The 18,372-nt window shown below is 36.6% G+C and carries 22 protein-coding genes and 2 pseudogenes; 22 read left to right on the plus strand and 2 right to left on the minus strand.

Going from position 1 to position 18,372, the window contains the following annotated elements:
- Positions 1-11 precede the first annotated feature (11 nt).
- The 14 genes from QNJ52_RS07990 (at position 12) to rpsI (ending at position 8,185) form a co-directional block, all read left to right on the plus strand.
- Entirely contained in the window at positions 12-659 is a 648-nt protein-coding gene (locus QNJ52_RS07990; RefSeq protein WP_219493662.1) for an adenylate kinase, read from the plus strand.
- 54 nt (positions 660-713) lie between these two features.
- Entirely contained in the window at positions 714-995 is a 282-nt protein-coding gene (locus tag QNJ52_RS07995; protein WP_241427469.1) for a KOW domain-containing RNA-binding protein, read from the plus strand.
- A gap of 20 nt (positions 996-1,015) precedes the next feature.
- The gene (gene infA, locus QNJ52_RS08000; RefSeq protein WP_001118443.1) at positions 1,016-1,234 is read left to right on the plus strand and encodes a translation initiation factor IF-1; all 219 of its coding nucleotides are present in this window, start codon (positions 1,016-1,018) and stop codon (positions 1,232-1,234) included.
- A gap of 35 nt (positions 1,235-1,269) precedes the next feature.
- Positions 1,270-1,383 carry a 50S ribosomal protein L36 gene (rpmJ, locus tag QNJ52_RS08005; protein ID WP_003156543.1) on the plus strand — a complete coding sequence of 38 codons (114 nt, stop codon included), beginning with the start codon at positions 1,270-1,272 and terminating at the stop codon, positions 1,381-1,383.
- Positions 1,384-1,402: 19 nt separating this feature from the next.
- The gene (rpsM, locus tag QNJ52_RS08010; protein WP_219493663.1) at positions 1,403-1,768 is read left to right on the plus strand and encodes a 30S ribosomal protein S13; all 366 of its coding nucleotides are present in this window, start codon (positions 1,403-1,405) and stop codon (positions 1,766-1,768) included.
- A 20-nt stretch (positions 1,769-1,788) separates the two neighbouring features.
- The gene (gene rpsK, locus QNJ52_RS08015) at positions 1,789-2,178 is read left to right on the plus strand and encodes a 30S ribosomal protein S11 (protein WP_012656128.1); all 390 of its coding nucleotides are present in this window, start codon (positions 1,789-1,791) and stop codon (positions 2,176-2,178) included.
- An 80-nt stretch (positions 2,179-2,258) separates the two neighbouring features.
- Positions 2,259-3,203 (plus strand): DNA-directed RNA polymerase subunit alpha, encoded by a 945-nt coding sequence (locus tag QNJ52_RS08020; protein ID WP_219493664.1) that lies wholly within the window; start codon positions 2,259-2,261, stop codon positions 3,201-3,203.
- 18 nt (positions 3,204-3,221) lie between these two features.
- Entirely contained in the window at positions 3,222-3,590 is a 369-nt protein-coding gene (gene rplQ / locus QNJ52_RS08025) for a 50S ribosomal protein L17 (RefSeq protein WP_012656130.1), read from the plus strand.
- 267 nt (positions 3,591-3,857) lie between these two features.
- Complete coding sequence (locus QNJ52_RS08030; RefSeq protein ID WP_283722253.1) at positions 3,858-4,679, plus strand: energy-coupling factor transporter ATPase; 822 nt, start codon at positions 3,858-3,860, stop codon at positions 4,677-4,679.
- Positions 4,676-5,530, plus strand: a complete 855-nt coding sequence (locus tag QNJ52_RS08035; protein WP_283722254.1) for an energy-coupling factor transporter ATPase — start codon at positions 4,676-4,678, stop codon at positions 5,528-5,530. The genes QNJ52_RS08030 and QNJ52_RS08035 overlap by 4 nt, the downstream gene beginning before the upstream one ends.
- Entirely contained in the window at positions 5,523-6,320 is a 798-nt protein-coding gene (locus QNJ52_RS08040) for an energy-coupling factor transporter transmembrane component T family protein (protein ID WP_283722255.1), read from the plus strand. Before QNJ52_RS08035 ends, QNJ52_RS08040 begins: the two co-directional genes overlap by 8 nt.
- 9 nt (positions 6,321-6,329) lie before the next feature.
- On the plus strand, positions 6,330-7,151 hold the full coding sequence (gene truA / locus QNJ52_RS08045; protein ID WP_283722256.1) for a tRNA pseudouridine(38-40) synthase TruA: 822 nt from the start codon (positions 6,330-6,332) through the stop codon (positions 7,149-7,151).
- A 184-nt stretch (positions 7,152-7,335) separates the two neighbouring features.
- A complete protein-coding gene (gene rplM, locus QNJ52_RS08050; RefSeq protein WP_219493668.1) occupies positions 7,336-7,773 on the plus strand; it encodes a 50S ribosomal protein L13 in 438 nt (145 codons plus the stop codon).
- A gap of 19 nt (positions 7,774-7,792) precedes the next feature.
- On the plus strand, positions 7,793-8,185 hold the full coding sequence (gene rpsI, locus QNJ52_RS08055) for a 30S ribosomal protein S9 (protein WP_012656136.1): 393 nt from the start codon (positions 7,793-7,795) through the stop codon (positions 8,183-8,185).
- A 131-nt stretch (positions 8,186-8,316) separates the two neighbouring features.
- Here rpsI and QNJ52_RS08060 read toward each other — a convergent pair.
- A pseudogene (locus QNJ52_RS08060) lies at positions 8,317-8,718 on the minus strand (IS30 family transposase); the annotation flags it as partial.
- A gap of 244 nt (positions 8,719-8,962) precedes the next feature.
- Between QNJ52_RS08060 and copB the strand changes: the two are divergent.
- From copB to QNJ52_RS08075, 3 genes and pseudogenes are all read left to right on the plus strand, one after another.
- Positions 8,963-11,008 (plus strand): copper-translocating P-type ATPase CopB, encoded by a 2,046-nt coding sequence (gene copB / locus QNJ52_RS08065; protein ID WP_283722257.1) that lies wholly within the window; start codon positions 8,963-8,965, stop codon positions 11,006-11,008.
- Positions 11,009-11,033: 25 nt separating this feature from the next.
- Positions 11,034-11,706, plus strand: a pseudogene (locus tag QNJ52_RS08070) (multicopper oxidase domain-containing protein); the annotation flags it as partial.
- Positions 11,707-11,760: 54 nt separating this feature from the next.
- Positions 11,761-12,303 carry a YdhK family protein gene (locus tag QNJ52_RS08075; protein WP_133445374.1) on the plus strand — a complete coding sequence of 181 codons (543 nt, stop codon included), beginning with the start codon at positions 11,761-11,763 and terminating at the stop codon, positions 12,301-12,303.
- Positions 12,304-12,694: 391 nt separating this feature from the next.
- Here QNJ52_RS08075 and QNJ52_RS08080 read toward each other — a convergent pair whose 3' ends face one another.
- Positions 12,695-13,036, minus strand: a complete 342-nt coding sequence (locus QNJ52_RS08080; protein WP_283722258.1) for a hypothetical protein — start codon at positions 13,034-13,036, stop codon at positions 12,695-12,697.
- A 126-nt stretch (positions 13,037-13,162) separates the two neighbouring features.
- Here QNJ52_RS08080 and QNJ52_RS08085 point away from each other — a divergent pair, with 126 nt between their 5' ends.
- The 5 genes from QNJ52_RS08085 to QNJ52_RS08105 all read left to right on the plus strand — a co-directional run bounded on the left by QNJ52_RS08085 (position 13,163) and on the right by QNJ52_RS08105 (position 18,347).
- Entirely contained in the window at positions 13,163-14,170 is a 1,008-nt protein-coding gene (locus tag QNJ52_RS08085; RefSeq protein WP_283722259.1) for a S66 family peptidase, read from the plus strand.
- Positions 14,171-14,434: 264 nt separating this feature from the next.
- Positions 14,435-14,920, plus strand: coding sequence for a GNAT family N-acetyltransferase (locus tag QNJ52_RS08090; protein ID WP_283722260.1), 486 nt, complete (start codon positions 14,435-14,437; stop codon positions 14,918-14,920).
- 230 nt (positions 14,921-15,150) lie between these two features.
- Positions 15,151-15,501, plus strand: coding sequence for a DoxX family protein (locus QNJ52_RS08095; RefSeq protein WP_099483801.1), 351 nt, complete (start codon positions 15,151-15,153; stop codon positions 15,499-15,501).
- Positions 15,502-15,618: 117 nt separating this feature from the next.
- The gene (locus QNJ52_RS08100) at positions 15,619-16,830 is read left to right on the plus strand and encodes an NADH:flavin oxidoreductase/NADH oxidase family protein (protein WP_283722262.1); all 1,212 of its coding nucleotides are present in this window, start codon (positions 15,619-15,621) and stop codon (positions 16,828-16,830) included.
- 83 nt (positions 16,831-16,913) lie between these two features.
- On the plus strand, positions 16,914-18,347 hold the full coding sequence (locus QNJ52_RS08105; protein WP_283722263.1) for an NAD(P)H-binding protein: 1,434 nt from the start codon (positions 16,914-16,916) through the stop codon (positions 18,345-18,347).
- Positions 18,348-18,372: the final 25 nt, after the last annotated feature.

The raw sequence follows: 18,372 nt of genomic DNA on the forward strand, positions 1-18,372 counted from the left end.
GAGGGCATTTTATGAATATCATTTTAATGGGCTTACCTGGAGCAGGTAAAGGAACTCAAGCGAGTGAAATTATTAAGAAATACCCGATTCCCCATATTTCTACTGGAGATATGTTTAGAGCTGCTATCAAGAACAACACCGAACTTGGACAAAAGGCAAAAAGCTTTATGGACAACGGTGAACTTGTTCCTGATGAAGTGACAATTGGTATCGTTCGTGAAAGATTATTAGAAGAAGATGCTAAGCGCGGATTTTTACTTGATGGTTTTCCAAGAACAGTTGAACAAGCTGTTGCATTGAATGACATGTTAGCAGAAGCTGATCGCAAGATTGAAGCAGTTGTTAATATTGACGTTCAAGAAGAAGAGCTGATGAATCGTCTGACAGGACGACGCATTTGTGAAACTTGTGGAACAACTTATCATTTAGTATTTAATCCACCTAAAGTAGAAGGTATCTGTGATATCGACGGTGGTAAATTATATCAACGTGCAGATGACAATCCTGAAACAGTTCGAAATCGTTTAGATGTTAATATCAAACAAACGAAACCACTTGTTGATTTTTACACTGAACAAGGTGTATTATTTAATATTGACGGTTCGAAAGATATTAAGGATGTTACTGCTGAAGTTGAAGCTGTTTTACAAAAGCTTTAATCGTTTACCTAGAATTCACCTCTTTGGTGAGATACAAGCGTGGATGTGATCAGTTTGAATCAAGCGAACATTGGTCAAATTGTCACGATAACTCGTGGCAAAGATAAAGGACTATATGGAGTAATTATTTCTATTATTGATCAACGATTTGTACTTGTTGCAGATGGAGATAAACGGAAGATGAAACATCCTAAGAAAAAGAACCTGTCGCATTTAATACTAAGTGATGTTATCTCACCTGAAATTAAATCGAGTATTTCTGAAACAGGTTTTGTAACAGACGCTAAATTACGTTACGTTTTGCAAAAATATACCGCTCGAATTTCGGAATCTTGATAAAAAGGGGGAATTTGATAATGGCTAAACAAGATGTAATTGAATTAGAAGGTACTGTACTTGATACTTTACCAAATGCAATGTTTAAAGTAGAATTAGAAAATGGTCATGAGATCTTAGCGCATGTTAGCGGTAAAATTCGTATGAACTATATCCGTATTCTACCTGGCGACAAAGTAACAGTAGAAATGAGTCCCTACGATTTAACTCGTGGACGCATTACGTATCGTTATAAATAATAAGAACTCCAATATTAAATTAGGAGGTAAGAAACATGAAAGTAAGACCATCAGTTAAACCCATTTGTGAAAAATGTAAAGTTATTCGCAGAAAAGGTAAAGTAATGGTAATTTGTGAAAATCCGAAACACAAACAAAAACAAGGATAAGAAAATGGAGGTGTAATAAATGGCACGTATCGCAGGTGTAGACGTACCACGTGAGAAACGCGTAGTTATCGCATTAACTTACATTTATGGTATTGGTAGAACTTCGGCACAAAAAATTCTAGCAGAAGCTAACGTTTCTGAAGATACTCGTGTGCGCGATTTAACAGAAGACGAGTTAGGTAGAATCCGTGAAAGCGTTGATGGATACAAAGTAGAAGGGGATCTTCGTCGTGAAGTGAACTTAAACATCAAACGTTTAATGGAGATTGCATCATATAGAGGTATTCGTCACCGTCGTGGTTTACCAACACGTGGACAAAATACTAAAAACAATGCACGTACTCGTAAAGGTCCAGTTAAGACTGTGGCTAACAAGAAGAAATAAAAAGTAAAGGAGTGAGCTAAATGGCACGTAAACAAGTATCACGTAAGCGTAGAGTGAAAAAGAATATTGAAAACGGTGTTGCACACATCCGTTCAACATTCAACAATACAATCGTAACAATTACTGATGAATTCGGTAATGCTTTATCATGGTCATCTGCTGGTGCATTAGGTTTCAGAGGTTCTCGTAAATCTACACCATTCGCAGCTCAAATGGCTTCAGAAACTGCTTCTAAAGCAGCAATGGAACATGGCTTAAAAACTGTAGAAGTAACTGTTAAAGGACCTGGTCAAGGTCGTGAAGCAGCAATTCGTGCGTTACAATCAGCTGGTTTAGAAATTACAGCAATTAAAGACGTTACTCCAGTTCCACATAACGGTTGTCGTCCACCGAAACGTCGTCGCGTATAATTTTCAATTAGTATCAAGGACACTTATAATAGTATATAGGACTAAAAAAATTATTCGACGTTGTTGAAGGAGGATATATAATGATTGAAATCGAAAAGCCTAGAATTGAGACAGTAGAAATTAGTGAAGATTCTAAATTCGGTAAATTCGTAGTTGAACCGTTAGAACGTGGTTATGGTACAACATTAGGAAACTCCTTACGTCGTATCTTATTATCTTCATTACCAGGTGCGGCTGTTAAGAACATTGAAATCGAAGGCGTATTACATGAATTTTCAGCGGTTGAAAACGTTGTTGAAGATGTTACATCAATTATCATGAACATTAAGAAGCTAGCGCTTAAAATCTATTCTGATGAAGATAAAACGTTAGAAATCGATGTTAAAGATGAAGGTGTCGTTACTGCTAAAGATATCATGCACGACAGCGATGTTGAAATTTTAAATCCAGATTTAAAAATCGCAACAGTATCTAAAGGTGGACACTTAAAAATGCGTTTAATTGCAAATGCAGGACGCGGTTACACTTTAGCTGAAGAAAATAACACAAGTGATTTACCAATTGGGGTTATTCCAGTTGATTCAATCTACACACCAGTTGAACGTGTAAACTACCAGGTAGAGAATACACGTGTGGGTCAAAGTACGAACTTTGACAAATTAACATTAGATGTATGGACTGACGGATCAATCACACCACAAGAAGCAATTTCTTTAGGTGCCAAGATTATGACAGAACATTTAAATATCTTCGTTGATTTAACTGATGAAGCACAAAATGCTGAAATCATGATTGAAAAAGAAGAAGATCACAAAGAAAAAGTTCTAGAGATGTCTATAGAAGAACTTGATTTATCAGTTCGTTCTTATAACTGTCTGAAACGTGCAGGTATTAATTCTGTTCAGGAATTAGCTGACAAATCAGAAGCTGATATGATGAAAGTTCGTAACTTAGGACGCAAGTCTTTAGAAGAAGTTAAGTTCAAATTAGAAGACTTAGGTCTTGGATTAAGAAAAGAAGACTGATAAAGGAGGTTACGATTCATGGGTTACAGAAAATTAGGACGTACGTCTGATCAACGTAAAGCAATGTTACGCGACTTAGCAACTTCTTTAATCGTTAACGAGCGTATCGAAACGACTGAAGCGCGTGCAAAAGAATTACGTAAAATCGTAGAAAAATTAATTACTTTAGGTAAACGTGGAGATTTACATGCGCGTCGTCAAGCAGCTACTGTATTACGTCGTGTTGAAATTTTAAACGAAGATGAAACTACGCAATTCGCAATTCAAAAATTATTCACTGATATCGCGCCACGTTACACTGAGCGTCAAGGTGGATACACTAGAACTATGAAAGTTGGACCACGTCGTGGAGACGGTTCAGAGATGGTAATCATCGAATTAGTTTAATCAGTAAATTATCAAGAATATGGATTCACTTATCTTACACATACACACACTTTAAGCAAATGAGTGCAACGATAATGTTTGCCACACACAGATATTGTCTAGCTCAGAGTAGCCTGCCAAATTGAATAACCACTTGCGTGAACTCAACTGGCAGGGTGCGCGCTTTTTTTCATTAAACCTGGCATCCCGGGTTTTTTGTTTTATATAGCTATTTTTTGTGTTAAATGTCTGATGGATGTTTAACAGAGAATATAGCATGTTATACTAATGAAAAAGATTCGAGGTGATAATATGCAGTCTGCTGTCGTAGTAAATCATTTATCTTATCGTTATGAAGATGGCCCATATGTACTGAACGATGTGTCCTTTACAATTGAACATGGAGAATGGATATCCATCGTAGGACATAATGGATCTGGAAAGTCGACGTTACTTAAACTTATGGGTGCAATCATGCCAATCACTGAAGGTGAAGTCTATATAAATGGTATCAATGTGACTGAAGATACATTTAGCGATGTTCATGAAAAGGTTGGAATCGTGTTTCAAAATCCAGATAATCAATTCGTTGGTGCAACTGTTGAAGATGACGTTGCGTTTGGACTGGAGAACTATGGTATTCCTTACGATGAAATGCATAAAAGCGTTTTGAATGCACTGAATGATGTCGATATGGGTGCATATTTAACACACGAACCCCATCACTTATCTGGCGGGCAGAAACAACGTGTTGCAATTGCAGGTGTCATTGCATTGAGTCCAAATATTATTATATTAGATGAAGCGACAAGTATGCTAGATCCTGAAGGCAGAATAGAAATATTAGAAGTGATTCGTAAATTACAACGTGAGAAGAACTTAACAGTTATACATATTACGCATCACCTAGAAGAAACGCTTCAGAGTGATCGTATATTGGTGATGAATAAAGGTTCACTTGTTTTATGTGGGACACCTGAAGAAATATATACCCATAGTGAGGCTTTAATCGATATAGGGCTTGACCTGCCATTTGAGATGAAACTGAATCGGTTGATTTTTAACGAAGATGTGTTTGTTACAGAAATGGAGCTGCTGAACAAATTATGACGATTACATTAAATAACTTAGGCTATTATTATTCAAAAGGGACTCCATTTGAAGTGCGTGCCCTCTATAATATCGATATGCATATTGAAGCACATATGTTTTATGGCATAATCGGCCACACAGGCTCTGGAAAGTCGACTGTTATTCAGCATTTCAATGCGCTCGTTAAGCCAACTGAAGGTAGTATTACGATAGATGGACTAACCATTACAGGTAAGACAAAGAATAAATACTTAAAACCAATCCGTAAGAAAGTTGGCATGGTCTTTCAATTTGCTGAACAGCAATTATTTGAAGAAACTGTGCTAAAGGATATTATGTTCGGACCGCTCAATTACGGAGTAGCACCAGAAGACGCTAAAGCACGTGCATACGAGCTTGTAAAACAATTTGGTATGGAAGAGTCCATATTAAATAAGAGTCCGTTTGAGCTCTCAGGAGGGCAAATGAGACGTATTGCGATAATGGGCGTACTTGCAATGAATCCGGACGTGCTGATTCTTGATGAACCTACTGCGGGGCTCGACCCGAAAGGACAGCAGGAAATTATGGAGATGTTTCATCAATTACAGCGTGAATTAAACATTACTGTTATCCTTGTGACCCACCAGATGGAGCAGGCAGCCCGCTGTGATTATCTTTATGTTATGCATCAAGGCACTGTTGTTGAGGAAGGGACACCTGAAGTAATATTCAGCAAAGATCTATCATATTATGATATCCATCCACCACATATTGTTACTTTGCAACGACAAGTTGAAGCGAAACACAATATAAAGTTTCCGAAGCTTGCACTCAATATAGAAACGTTTGCAGATATGTATAAGGACTGGAGGGAATCCAATGCTTGATAAGATGATTCTCGGACGCTTTGTGCCTTTGCAGAGCTTTGTGCATCGTTTGGACCCGCGCATGAAGATGATCTTCGTCTTTATAATGATGATCTTAATTTTCTTGATGAATAACTGGCAGTCCTATGCAGTAGGCATTATCCTGATATTCATCATACTGAAGGCATCTAACTTATCGTTTATGTTTTTGTTCAACGGATTAAAACCAATACTATTCTTACTCATCTTTACATTGCTCATGCACGTCTTCTTAACAAAAGGAGGTGCGACACTCGTTGATTACGGCATCATTAACATTCAGTCACAAGGGGTAATAATGGGGATTATGATCAGTTTACGCTTTATACTCATTGTCTTCTTAACGACGATTATGACACTGACAACGAGCCCGATTGCACTCACAGATGCAATAGAATCTATACTTAAACCGTTTAAGAAGCTGAAACTCCCGGTTCATGAACTGGCACTGATGATGAGTATTGCGCTGCGTTTTATACCGACACTTATGGATGAAACACAAAAAGTGATGAAAGCACAAATGTCACGTGGTAGTGATATGACAGCAGGAACGCTTAAAGAGCGTATCAAAGCGATAATACCATTACTTGTACCACTCTTCGTGTCCGCATTCAAACGCGCAGAAGATTTAGCCATCGCAATGGAAGTGAGAGGGTATAAAGGGGATGTCGGTCGTACGAAATATCGTAAACTCGACTGGCATACATATGACACCTTGTCACTCTTAACACTCATACCGATAACATTACTCATCCTTTATTTAAAAAATTAGGAGCATATTATGGAACGCATATTATTACAACTACAATATAATGGTGCGAACTTTCAAGGATTTCAGATACAAAACGAAGGACGCACCGTACAATATGAGTTAGAACGCATATTAAAACGCATGCACAAACAATTTGTACGAATACACCCGTCATCACGTACGGACAAAGGTGTGCATGCGCGCATGCAATACGTCCACTTTGATACACCACTCTCAATCCCAGAATCAAAGTGGCAGCATGCCTTTAATTCCGCATTACCTGACGACATATACATTACACAAGTAACGAAGATCAGTGAACATTTCCATTCACGATACGACTGTATCGGCAAAGCATACCGCTATAAAGTATACGTATCAGAACACCGTAACGTGATGTATACAGGACAGATGACATACATTAAAACAAAGCTGGACGTTAACAAAATGAACGACGCAGCACAACATTTTCTTGGGACACATAACTTTACCTCATTCTGTTCAGCAAAGACAGAAATAGAGAATAAAGAACGCACACTTTACCGCTTTGAAGTAACTGAAACACATGAAGGCTATGATTTCTTAGTTATCGGAAGCGGCTTCCTCTACAATATGGTACGCATCATGGTGCAGTATTTAATCGACGTCGGCACAGGACAAAAAGATGGCGACAGTATCCCTGCAATCATTCAGGCACAAGACCGAACAAAAGCAGGCAAGACCGCACCAGCAGAAGGACTCTACCTGGAGAAAATCTATCTCGACACTGAAACATTAAAGCAAGATATACCACAAGGTACAGCCACTATCTTTAAAAACCAGAAACATACGATGAACGACGAACAACTTTAACGAAAAATGAAAAATAAACACATAAATTATAGGAATACCATTGACAAACACCACCAAAATGTTATAAGATAAACAACGGTATTGTTTAATATCAACCACGACAATAAGCCCCGGAAACTTATTGTGTTACAGATATATAGACAGGATTTAGAGGGAACTTTTTTTATTTTAGGAGGAAAATATTATGCGTCAAACATTCATGGCAAACGAATCAAACATTGACCGCAAATGGTACGTAATTGATGCTGAAGGTAAGACTATGGGTCGCCTTTCATCTGAAGTTGCATCAATCTTACGCGGTAAACATAAACCAACATTCACACCACACGTTGACTGTGGAGATCACGTGATTTTAATCAACGCTGAGAAAATTTACTTATCAGGTAACAAACCAGAAGACAAAATTTACTACCGTCACTCAAATCACCCAGGCGGAATTAAATCAATCTCTGCTGGTGAATTACGCGAGAAAAACCCAGTGCGTTTAATGGAAACTTCAATCAAAGGTATGTTACCTAAAGGTTCTTTAGGAGACAAAATGTTCAAGAAGTTACACGTATATGCTGGAGCTGAGCATCCACATACAGCACAACAACCTGAAAACTACGAGTTACGTGGTTAATTAAGAGGAGGACAATACATTGGCACAAGTTGAATATAAAGGCACAGGCCGTCGTAAACATTCAGTAGCACGTGTTCGTTTAATTCCTGGTGAAGGAAACATCACTATCAATGGACGTGACGTACGTGACTACCTACCATTTGAATCATTAATTTTAGACTTAAACCAACCATTCGATATCACTGAAACTAAAGGTAACTACGATGTTTTAGTAAACGTTAATGGTGGAGGATTAACTGGTCAAGCACAAGCTATCCGTCATGGTATCTCACGTGCTTTATTAGAAGCAGATCCAGAATACCGTGGTTCATTAAAACGCGCGGGTATGTTAACACGTGACCCACGTATGAAAGAACGTAAAAAACCAGGTCTTAAAGGCGCTCGTCGTTCACCACAGTTCTCAAAACGTTAATATCATTGTTATATCAACGTTTACAGCACTTCTCGAAAATACTCGAGAGGTGCTTTTTTATATGGTTTGTGCATGAATAATACCCCGCTAATACCCCTAGACTTAATAAGTTCATGTTATATTTTCGTTTGTCAAAATAAGCTAGACCATTTCTCATCTTCGATGAAAGTTATAAATACTTCCAATGGTGTTTTATAGCCCAGTGATTTTTTCGGACGATGATTAATATTTTGAGCAACATTAATGATATGATCATCAGTGACTGAACTAAAGTCTAATTCTTTTTCTAATCCACTGCGTCTAAGTATCCCGTTAGAATGTTCATTCAATCCACGTTGCGACGGAGTGCCGGGGGCAGCAAAGAATATCGAAATATCGTGTCGGTTACAGATTGTTTTCCAGTTGGAGAACTCCTTACCACAATCGAAAGTAATCGATTTAAATATATGAGGAGGTAAAGCTGAAAACATAGAGTGAAGAGCATCTTCAATATCATCTGCCTTGCGACCTTGAGGTCGTATAGTGATAATCAGGATATCAAGTATAAAACCAGCGCCTGTGCCTAGTTTGCTCTCAACTTCAATATTCCTCCATGCAATGCCACAATTTCTTTGGCGATGGACAAACCAAGACTAAAGTTTCTATTTAAATGGCTATCAAATTTTCTGAACGCTGAAAAATAAAAAATACTAAATAGTATATACGCCCAGGGGGTATATGTTATACTCACATTATCTTATTACTATCTCTAAAAATATAAAATTAGGAGGTTTTATTTTGCCGAATAATGAAAAACATCAAAATCATGAGAATCATAGCCATCAAGAACATGAGAATCACGCTAGTCATGACGATCATGCACATCATCATCATGGAAATTTTAAAATTAAATTCTTTATTTCTTTGATTTTTGCGATACCGATTATTATCTTATCGCCCATGATGGGGATTAAATTACCGTTTCAATTTTCATTTACAGGGTCAGATTGGATTGTATTAATTCTTGCTACTATTTTATTCTTTTATGGAGGAAAGCCATTTTTATCAGGGGCTAAAGATGAAATTTCAACTAAGAAACCTGGAATGATGACGCTTGTTGCTCTAGGTATTTCAGTTGCTTATATTTATAGTTTATACGCCTTTTATATGAATAACTTCAGTGGTTCATCCACACATACAATGGACTTTTTCTGGGAATTAGCGACTTTAATTTTAATCATGTTATTAGGTCATTGGATTGAAATGAACGCAGTAGGTAATGCAGGCAATGCACTGAAGAAAATGGCAGAACTTTTACCTAATACTGCAGTGAAACTGATTGATAATAATCAACGAGAAGAAGTTAAAATATCAGATATTCATATTGGCGATATTGTGGAAGTCAGAGCAGGCGAAAGTATACCTACAGACGGAATCATTGTTCAAGGAGAAACATCAATTGATGAATCATTAGTTACTGGCGAATCAAAAAAAGTTTATAAAACTCATAATGATGATGTTATTGGGGGTTCAATTAATGGTTCAGGCACAATACAAGTTAAAGTGACAGCTACGGGTGAAAACGGCTACCTATCTCAAGTTATGGGTCTTGTTAACCAAGCACAAAACGATAAGTCAAAAGCTGAACTCCTCTCGGATAAAGTCGCAGGTTATTTGTTTTACTTTGCCGTAGGAATTGGGCTGATTTCATTTATTGTATGGATGCTTATTCAAAATAACGTTGATTTCGCACTCGAACGACTTGTAACCGTATTAGTTATTGCTTGTCCTCATGCATTGGGATTGGCAATACCTTTAGTTACAGCACGTTCTACTTCTATAGGTGCACATAATGGTTTAATCATAAAAAACAGAGAATCTATAGAAATCGCACAACACATTGATTACATCATGATGGATAAAACTGGGACACTTACTGAAGGTAACTTTTCAGTGAATCACTATGAAAGTTTTACGAACGAGCTAAATAATGAAGAAATATTGAGTCTATTTACTTCATTAGAAAGTAACTCTAATCATCCACTTGCCACTGGTATTGTTGATTTTGCTAAAGGCAAAAATATTTCATATGCTACTCCTCAAGAAGTTAATAATATTCCAGGTGTAGGCTTAGAAGGCACAGTTGATAATAAAAAACTCAAAATAGTGAATGTTTCTTATCTCGATAAAAGCAATTTTGATTATAATAAAGAACAATTTACGAATCTCGCTCAACAAGGGAATTCTATTAGTTACCTAATTCATGACCGACAAGTTATTGGTATTATCGCACAAGGGGATAAAATTAAAGAAAGTTCAAAACAAATGGTTTCGGATTTATTATCGAGAAACATTACGCCAGTCATGCTTACAGGCGATAATAAAGAAGTGGCACAAGCAGTGGCTGAAGAATTAGGCATTAGTGATGTCCACGCACAATTGATGCCCGAAGATAAAGAAAGAATTATCCAAGATTATCAAAGCAATGGTAGCAAAATCATGATGGTTGGTGATGGTATCAATGATGCGCCAAGCCTTATTAGAGCAGATATTGGTATGGCAATTGGCGCAGGGACAGATGTAGCTGTTGAATCGGGGGATGTCATACTCGTTAAAAGTAATCCTTCTGATATTATCAATTTTTTGTCCCTTTCAAAAAATACGATGAAAAAAATGGTTCAAAATTTATGGTGGGGCGCAGGATATAACGTGATTGCAGTTCCTCTTGCAGCTGGTATATTAGCTCCTATTGGTTTAATATTATCACCTGCTATGGGTGCAATACTTATGTCTTTAAGTACGATCATCGTAGCAATTAATGCATTTACATTAAAATTAAAATAAAAGAGGTAAATATAATGTATAAAAAATGTTTACAAATTTAATTACGTTATTTTCTATAATGTTTATGGTTCCTACTGATACTTTTGCAGAAGGTAAGCATAACATGATGGACATGAAAGAAAATGATCAAAAGCGAATTGATATGATGGATATGAAAAGTCATGACGAAAGAAAAAATTTGAATTCTTCACAAGGAAAAATGAAATAACATTTCCCAAAGTTTTAGAGCCTAAAAAAGATAACAATGGTTATAAAAGTTATACATTAAAAGCGCAAAAAGGAAAGACAGAATTTTACAAAGGTAATTTCTCTAACACTTTAGGATAAAATGGAAATTTACTTGGCCCAACCTTAAAATAAAAAAAGGAGATAAGGTTAAAATTAAGTTAGTCAACAACTTAGATGAAAATACAACATTTCATTGGCATGGGTTAGAAATAGATGGAAAAGTGGATGGAGGCCCTTCTCAAGTTATAAAACCAGGAAAAGAAAAAACAATAAAATTTGAGGTTAAACAAGAGGCTGCTACATTATGGTATCATCCCCACCCCTCCCCAAATACAGCTAAATAGGTTTATAATGGTTTATCAGGGTTATTATATATAGAGGATGACAAAAAGAATAATTATCCTAGCAATTATGGGAAAAATGATTTGCCTATGATAATCCAAGATAAAACATTCTTGAGCATGAAGATAATGGAATGATGGGACAAATAAAAGTAACAAAATAATTTATAAGGAGAATTCAATATGATGAAAAAATTGAGCTTAATTATAGTAGCTTCAGGATTAGTATTATCAGCTTGTTCAACTGGTGAGGAAGAAGAAAATTCTAAAGATCAAAAACAAGAAAACCATATGAATCATAAGAGTGAAAGTAAAGCCCCAGATAATATGAAAAGTACAGATGACAGTAAATATAAAAAGGACGATAAAATAACAATTACAGCTGATCATATGCCTGGTATGAAAAATGCCAAAGGTACTGTGAAAGGTGCTTATAAAACGTATGCTTATGTCGTGAGTTACACACCTACAAATGGTGATGAAAAAGTTAATAATCACAAATGGGTCGTTAATGAGGAAGTTGCAGATGCCCCTGAAAATGGATTCAAGAAAGGTGATACAGTTAAATTAGAAGCTGACCATATGCCTGGTATGAAAGGTGCAGAAGCTCAAATTGATGATGTAGAAAAAACAACCGTTTATATGGTGGATTATAAATCAACAGAAAACGATGAGATGGTTAAAAATCATAAATGGATGACAACTGACGAACTAAAATCTCGTTAATGTCTATCATTTTAAAGCTTTAAAGTATTTAGTTAGTTATTCACAAATGCAATATGAATTCCCTTTGTTAAGTAGACAAGCAAATAAATAAAATTTATGGCTACTCTCATTATCGTGGATATGAGAGTAGCCATTTGTATAGAAAAATCAGGAGTTATTTATGTTTTTTGCAATTTAACAAGTAAAATTACTGCAATATAAAACGGAAAGTGACAAAGTGAATTAGGAATTAAATTCAAAGCATATTAGTAACTTAAACGACCGTTAAACATATAAAAATTCTATATGTAGAAATATTAATTGAATTAGATATAATATAAACATTAAATGAGAACTAGAAAATTCTAGCTTAATTTTACAATCGACGTATTTAAAACTTTTTTGATGATGATTAATGAGGGTATTTATTTTTAATTAACTTATAGACAGCTTTATCGAATGATTCATCACGATCAACTTCACTTGAATCGATTGTAATAAATTCAAAAAGTTGCGTAGATCCTTTCTCTACAACAAGATGGTGTGCAAGTCCTTCAATATCTGAAATTAAGTCTTCATTTTTAAAAAATACCATTTCAGGTATATCAGTAATCGTTAATATATATATCATATCTTCTTCCCAAATAAAGACTTCAAGCGATGTATTGTTATATGTAGGTTCTGGATATACTGATCCTGGGAACATATACCAATGTTCAAGGTTTGGCAATCTTAAGTTTCTAGTTAATGTCATTATAATACTCCTTTGATAGTAATTAGTGGCAATTATATATAAAATAATAGAAAATACAAATAATTGTATTAATTAATAAAAATGATTGTTTAAAGAATAGTATTGAATATTTTGGAGGGATTATAAATGATCAAATATCCAACGCTTAAAGATAATTTTACAATAGGTATTACTGCACCTTCTTCTGGTATCCCTGAGAATTGTCATCATTTTATGGACGAGATTAAAGAACGTTTTAAAGATGTAAACTTGATTATCGGTGATACGGTAATGACGCAATATAAAGCAAAATCAAGTCATATGAATAAGCGAGCTAAAGAACTTAATGAGTTTTTACAAAGAGAAGATATTGATATTATGATTCCTCCATGGGGCGGAGAACTTGCCATTGAAATAATAGATAAGATTGATTATGCTAATATTCAACCGAAATGGATAATGGGTTATTCAGATACGAGCCTTATCCTTCTTGCAATTACTTTGAATACTGGTATAGCGACAGCGCATGGCACGAATATTGTGGACTTACGTGGAAAATATTCAGACAAAACAACGAGTGCATGGGAACGTGTATTAAAACTTCAGAGGAATGAGGAAATAGTTCAATATTCATCTGATATGTTTCAGAACAGCTGGACGCATCATATTCCAACAGATTACATATTTAATTTTACTGAGCAGACAAAGTGGAAGTCATTAAGTGGAAACAATGTAAAGATTGAAGGACGTTTACTTGGAGGATGTATTGATGTCATCTCTCATATTGTAGGAACACCATATGGAGATGTGGAGCGATTTAGAAATGAATACATAGGTGAAGAACCGGTATTATGGTATCTAGAAAACTGTGAGTCATCTTCAGTTACGTGTCGAAGAATGTTACTCCAGATGAAGTATGCAGGTTGGTTTGATAATGTAAGTGGTATTATCTTTGGGAGGACTCAAGTGGATGAAGCGGTGGATGGATATACAATGATTGATGTATATGAAGATATTGCCGATGAACTAGATATACCAATACTATATGACGTTGATTGTGGGCATCAACCTCCGCAAATTACTTTTATTAATGGTGCATACGGTATAGTTGAGTTTGATAATGGAAAAGGAAAGGTTACGCAGAAATTTATCTAATTCAAGTCGAGATGACGTTATGACTTTAGGTGTTACTTCTCTTAGTCCTGACAGTATTTAGCATATTGGCGGTTTATGAATTTAAGGATTGATAATAAAGCCTATTATTGATGTCGAGATTAGTGCGAGTGGCTTGAATATAGAACTAATTATACAGTTGCGAAAGAAGCATTCGTGAGATCGATTATTAATATTAGATAATGTTTTGCCAGTAATGCGTTAAGATATCATTGCTTGTAATTAAATAAGAGAGGTGCGGTGTATATGAAGGTGGATATTGATGGTTTCAAGAATGAGGATGCCAAGGAGATAGTAGCACTTATTCATCGTGCCATGTTTGAGACGAATATCACAGATTACTCAAAAGAGGATTTAATTGAAGATGCAAAAGCGATTACTGAGGTTTCCATCACGGAGCGTGCATCATGGACACACTTTTATGTATTTAGAGCCGATGATAAGATTGTCGGTACTGGTGCAATTGGTCCATATTGGGGTAGCGAAATAGAAAGCAGTTTTTTTACGATTTTTGTGTTGCCTGAATATCAGGGACAGGGTATAGGACATCTTATTATACACACACTAGAGAGCGATGAATACTACAAGCGTGCTCATCGTATAGAAATTCCAGCTTCCATAACAGCTGTTCCTTTTTATGAGCGTTACGGTTATGTATGCAAATGTGATAATAAGCAACCCGACGATGAGGGGATTGTTAGAATGGAGAAATATAGAAATGATAATGTATAAATCTTGGGGTGGGTACTACTTTGTATAGTATTATAATGTCCTCTATATTTATTGCTCTAAAGAGTAGGGACTCAGATTGTTTTCTAATGATTTTAGTTATATAGGGGTTTTATAGATGGTTAGCTATCGGGTGTTAATAGAGCCGTGATAGTTATTATGAGACATATAAATGTTTTTAAACGTGAATAATTGGATATAGTAATAATAATAACTTAAAGGAGAGGTTCAGTATGTTTAACTATATGAACAACTTGTATATTGCCAAGGAAATGTACAATGCAGGTAAAGGGAAACTTCAAGGGAACGAAGATTTAGCTAAATTATTTGATGAGTTCGGTTATTCGGAAGAAATGATGAAAGTTGTCGGTGGTGTTGAGACAGCCGGTGCAGCGTTACTTGCGCTATCTATCTTCAGCAAGAAGTTTAATCAGGCGGGGGCATTACTTGTAGAAGGTGTAATGCTTGGTGCAATCTATTCCCATCTAAAGGCGGGACATGGTTATGATGCAACAAAGAATGCACGTAATATTCTAGCTTTAAATACAACTTCATTGCTTACAAGCTTCAAAAAAGATAAATAAGCTTCAACTGACACCTCCTGAATCATTCAGGAGGTGTTTCTTTATGATTAATATGGTGCATTGAGGGAAGATACAAAGTATGAAATGCTTTAAATTTGAAGTGAAGGAGTAAATGATATGACAGTAGAAAAATTATTTGAACCGCTTGAATTAAGCAATGGTGTAACAATAAAGAATAGATTATATAAAGGAGCGATGAGTGAAGGTATGGCAGACGGTAACCATCGCCCGACAGAAGCACTTGTTAATGCCTATCAGCATTGGGCTGATGGAGGTATCGGTATGGCGCTTACCGGCAATGTTATGGTCGATCGTCGTTATCTTGGTGAGCCGGGGAATGTCGTTGTAGAAGATGAGCGAGATCTAGATATACTTAAGCGCTGGGCTGAAGCGGGTAAACGTAATAACAGCCATATCTGGATGCAGATTAATCATCCCGGTAAACAAAGTCCAAAGTCGGTATCTCAACAGCCTGTAGCTCCTAGTGCCATTCCCATTAATGGGGATGCCGGCAGTGGATTTAACCCACCACGTGAGATGACATTGAATGAGATTAAAGAGACGATAGAGCGCTTTGTAACTACTGCAGTAATCGCTAAGAAAGCAGGGTTTACAGGTGTTCAGATACATGGGGCTCACGGTTATTTAGTGAGTCAGTTCTTATCAGCAAGGGATAACCGTCGCTTTGATGAATACGGGGGGACACTAGATAAACGAATGAAGTTCTTAGTGGAAATCTATACGGGTATGCGCGAGGCGTTAGGTGAAGAGTTTCCAATCAGCTTAAAGATCAATTCAACGGACTTTAGTGACAAAGGATTCTCCCTAGAGGATTCTATCACTGTAATCAAGAAGATGGATGAACTCGGAATCGATCATATCGAAATTTCAGGTGGAGATTATGAGAAGCCGGAAATGATGGGTGACGGAGAAGTATACTTCCTGGACTATGCAAAGAAAGTAAGTGATATGGTAGAGGTGCCGATTTCTGTGATTGGAGGGTTCCGTAAGCAGCAAAGCATGATCGATGCCATCACAGAGACGAACGTATCAATGATCGGTATTGGACGTCCGCTTGTACTGAATCCTGAGCTTCCAAATCAGCTGCATGAAGGAACGTATGAGGATGTTACTTTACCAAGACTGACGACCAAGGTTAAAACCCTGGATAAAATGATTGGAGGCTTCGTTGGCTTAGCGTACTACGAACAGCAAATCAGAAGATTAGGCAATAACCAGGCGCCTGTAGTGCATACGAATGCATGGAGTCCGCTATTTGAGCTCGCTAAGACACATGGTGCGAAGGCGTTTTCGAAAAGAAGAAGATAGATAAAGAAGATTAAATTCACTATACCGGTTATAGATGGGTCAGATGGGGTATGGACTAATACTATAGAATAGGAGGACGTTTAATGAAGGTACTATTAACAGGCGCTTCAGGTTATATCGGCGGAAATTTATTGGAACAATTGAAAGAAGACTATGACATTATAGCTGCTTCAAGAAGTACAGATAATAAAGAAGATGAAAAGAACGTAACATGGAAGAAAGTGGATCTCTATGCACTTGAGGATATTGAAGAAGCTATGGAAGGCGTGCATACGGCAATTTATCTCGTGCACTCTATGATACCCTCTGCGAAATTAACTCAAGGTTCATTTATGGATATGGATGCAATATTAGCAGATAACTTTGGCCGTGCGGCGAAGAACAAAGGCGTGAAACATATCATCTTTATGAGTGGAATTATGCCGGACGAAGAGGATGAGAACTTATCAAATCACTTACATAGTCGTAAAGAATGTGAGAAGATTCTGGGCTCTTACGGTGTTCCTGTATCGACATTACGTGCGGGGCTGATTATTGGACCAAAGGGCTCTTCGTTCCCGATCCTGAAGAAATTGACAAAACGATTGCCTGCGCTCGTGCTTCCGAAGTGGGCATATAGTAAAACAGCACCTGTTGCCTTAAAAGATGTAGTTAAAGGATTAGCAACATTAGTTAAGCGCGAACCGAAACAAAATGAACAGATTGATATCTATCATGAAGTAACGGATTACAAAGGAATGTTTGAAGCCACTGCATCAGCTATGAAGAAGAAATTACCTATGCTTGATGTACCGTTCATTCCAGTATGGATTACAAAGTTACCTGTCGCATTAATCGCTGGTGAATCTAAGGAACTTGTTTATCCATTAATTGATAGTCTCGTGCATGATATGACACCTTCTAAGAAGAATTATGTAGAAGGCATATCCAATGCACCGACACCGTTAAAAGAAAGTATTGAGACTGCTTTAAAAGATAGTGATGATGAGAAGAAAGGTAAGAAAAAAGCACCTTCTATTGCGAAACAGCTTCAAAAGAATGACGTTAAGTCTGTTCAACGTATTACGATCCCTTCAAGCTGGACGATTGAGCAAACGGCAAACTATTATGTTAACTGGTTATCACGTATCGGTTACTCATTTATCAATACTTCGATTGAAAATGAAGTATTGAATATTTCATTACCAATTTTCAAAGACCCTATCCTTATCCTGGAAAAATCACAAAAGAAATCATCAGAAGATAGGGTGTTGTTCTATATAAAAGGCGGTAAGTTTGCTAAGGTAAACGAAAGCAGCAGAGCACGACTTGAATTCAGACGTATACTTGATACGAATGAGTGTATAATTGCAATCCACGAATATGAACCATCGCTACCTTGGTTTGTATACACAATTACTCAAGCACGTGTGCATTTGTTAGTGATGAAACTCTTTGGTCTTGAGACTAAGATTTTAGCGAAAACCTTGGATTCTAAGTATCTCGAAGATAAAACAATGACATTACAAGATAACTAAGATTTACACTCACCTTAAAGGTGAG

The sequence above is a fragment of the Macrococcus sp. S115 genome (assembly GCF_030067655.1).
In the GTDB taxonomy this organism is placed as follows: domain Bacteria; phylum Bacillota; class Bacilli; order Staphylococcales; family Staphylococcaceae; genus Macrococcoides; species Macrococcoides psychrotolerans.

Excerpts from the sequence above, each read along its gene's own strand:
- QNJ52_RS07990 (WP_219493662.1), top strand. The coding sequence starts at position 12 with ATGAATATCATTTTAATGGGCTTACCTGGAGCAGGTAAAGGAACTCAA.
- infA (WP_001118443.1), top strand. The coding sequence starts at position 1,016 with ATGGCTAAACAAGATGTAATTGAATTAGAAGGTACTGTACTTGATACT.
- rpmJ (WP_003156543.1), top strand. The coding sequence starts at position 1,270 with ATGAAAGTAAGACCATCAGTTAAACCCATTTGTGAAAAATGTAAAGTT.
- rpsM (WP_219493663.1), top strand. The coding sequence starts at position 1,403 with ATGGCACGTATCGCAGGTGTAGACGTACCACGTGAGAAACGCGTAGTT.
- rpsK (WP_012656128.1), top strand. The coding sequence starts at position 1,789 with ATGGCACGTAAACAAGTATCACGTAAGCGTAGAGTGAAAAAGAATATT.
- QNJ52_RS08020 (WP_219493664.1), top strand. The coding sequence starts at position 2,259 with ATGATTGAAATCGAAAAGCCTAGAATTGAGACAGTAGAAATTAGTGAA.
- rplQ (WP_012656130.1), top strand. The coding sequence starts at position 3,222 with ATGGGTTACAGAAAATTAGGACGTACGTCTGATCAACGTAAAGCAATG.
- QNJ52_RS08030 (WP_283722253.1), top strand. The coding sequence starts at position 3,858 with ATGAAAAAGATTCGAGGTGATAATATGCAGTCTGCTGTCGTAGTAAAT.
- QNJ52_RS08035 (WP_283722254.1), top strand. The coding sequence starts at position 4,676 with ATGACGATTACATTAAATAACTTAGGCTATTATTATTCAAAAGGGACT.
- QNJ52_RS08040 (WP_283722255.1), top strand. The coding sequence starts at position 5,523 with ATGCTTGATAAGATGATTCTCGGACGCTTTGTGCCTTTGCAGAGCTTT.
- truA (WP_283722256.1), top strand. The coding sequence starts at position 6,330 with ATGGAACGCATATTATTACAACTACAATATAATGGTGCGAACTTTCAA.
- rplM (WP_219493668.1), top strand. The coding sequence starts at position 7,336 with ATGCGTCAAACATTCATGGCAAACGAATCAAACATTGACCGCAAATGG.
- QNJ52_RS08075 (WP_133445374.1), top strand. The coding sequence starts at position 11,761 with ATGATGAAAAAATTGAGCTTAATTATAGTAGCTTCAGGATTAGTATTA.
- QNJ52_RS08080 (WP_283722258.1), bottom strand. The coding sequence starts at position 13,036 with ATGACATTAACTAGAAACTTAAGATTGCCAAACCTTGAACATTGGTAT.
- QNJ52_RS08085 (WP_283722259.1), top strand. The coding sequence starts at position 13,163 with ATGATCAAATATCCAACGCTTAAAGATAATTTTACAATAGGTATTACT.
- QNJ52_RS08090 (WP_283722260.1), top strand. The coding sequence starts at position 14,435 with ATGAAGGTGGATATTGATGGTTTCAAGAATGAGGATGCCAAGGAGATA.
- QNJ52_RS08095 (WP_099483801.1), top strand. The coding sequence starts at position 15,151 with ATGTTTAACTATATGAACAACTTGTATATTGCCAAGGAAATGTACAAT.
- QNJ52_RS08100 (WP_283722262.1), top strand. The coding sequence starts at position 15,619 with ATGACAGTAGAAAAATTATTTGAACCGCTTGAATTAAGCAATGGTGTA.
- QNJ52_RS08105 (WP_283722263.1), top strand. The coding sequence starts at position 16,914 with ATGAAGGTACTATTAACAGGCGCTTCAGGTTATATCGGCGGAAATTTA.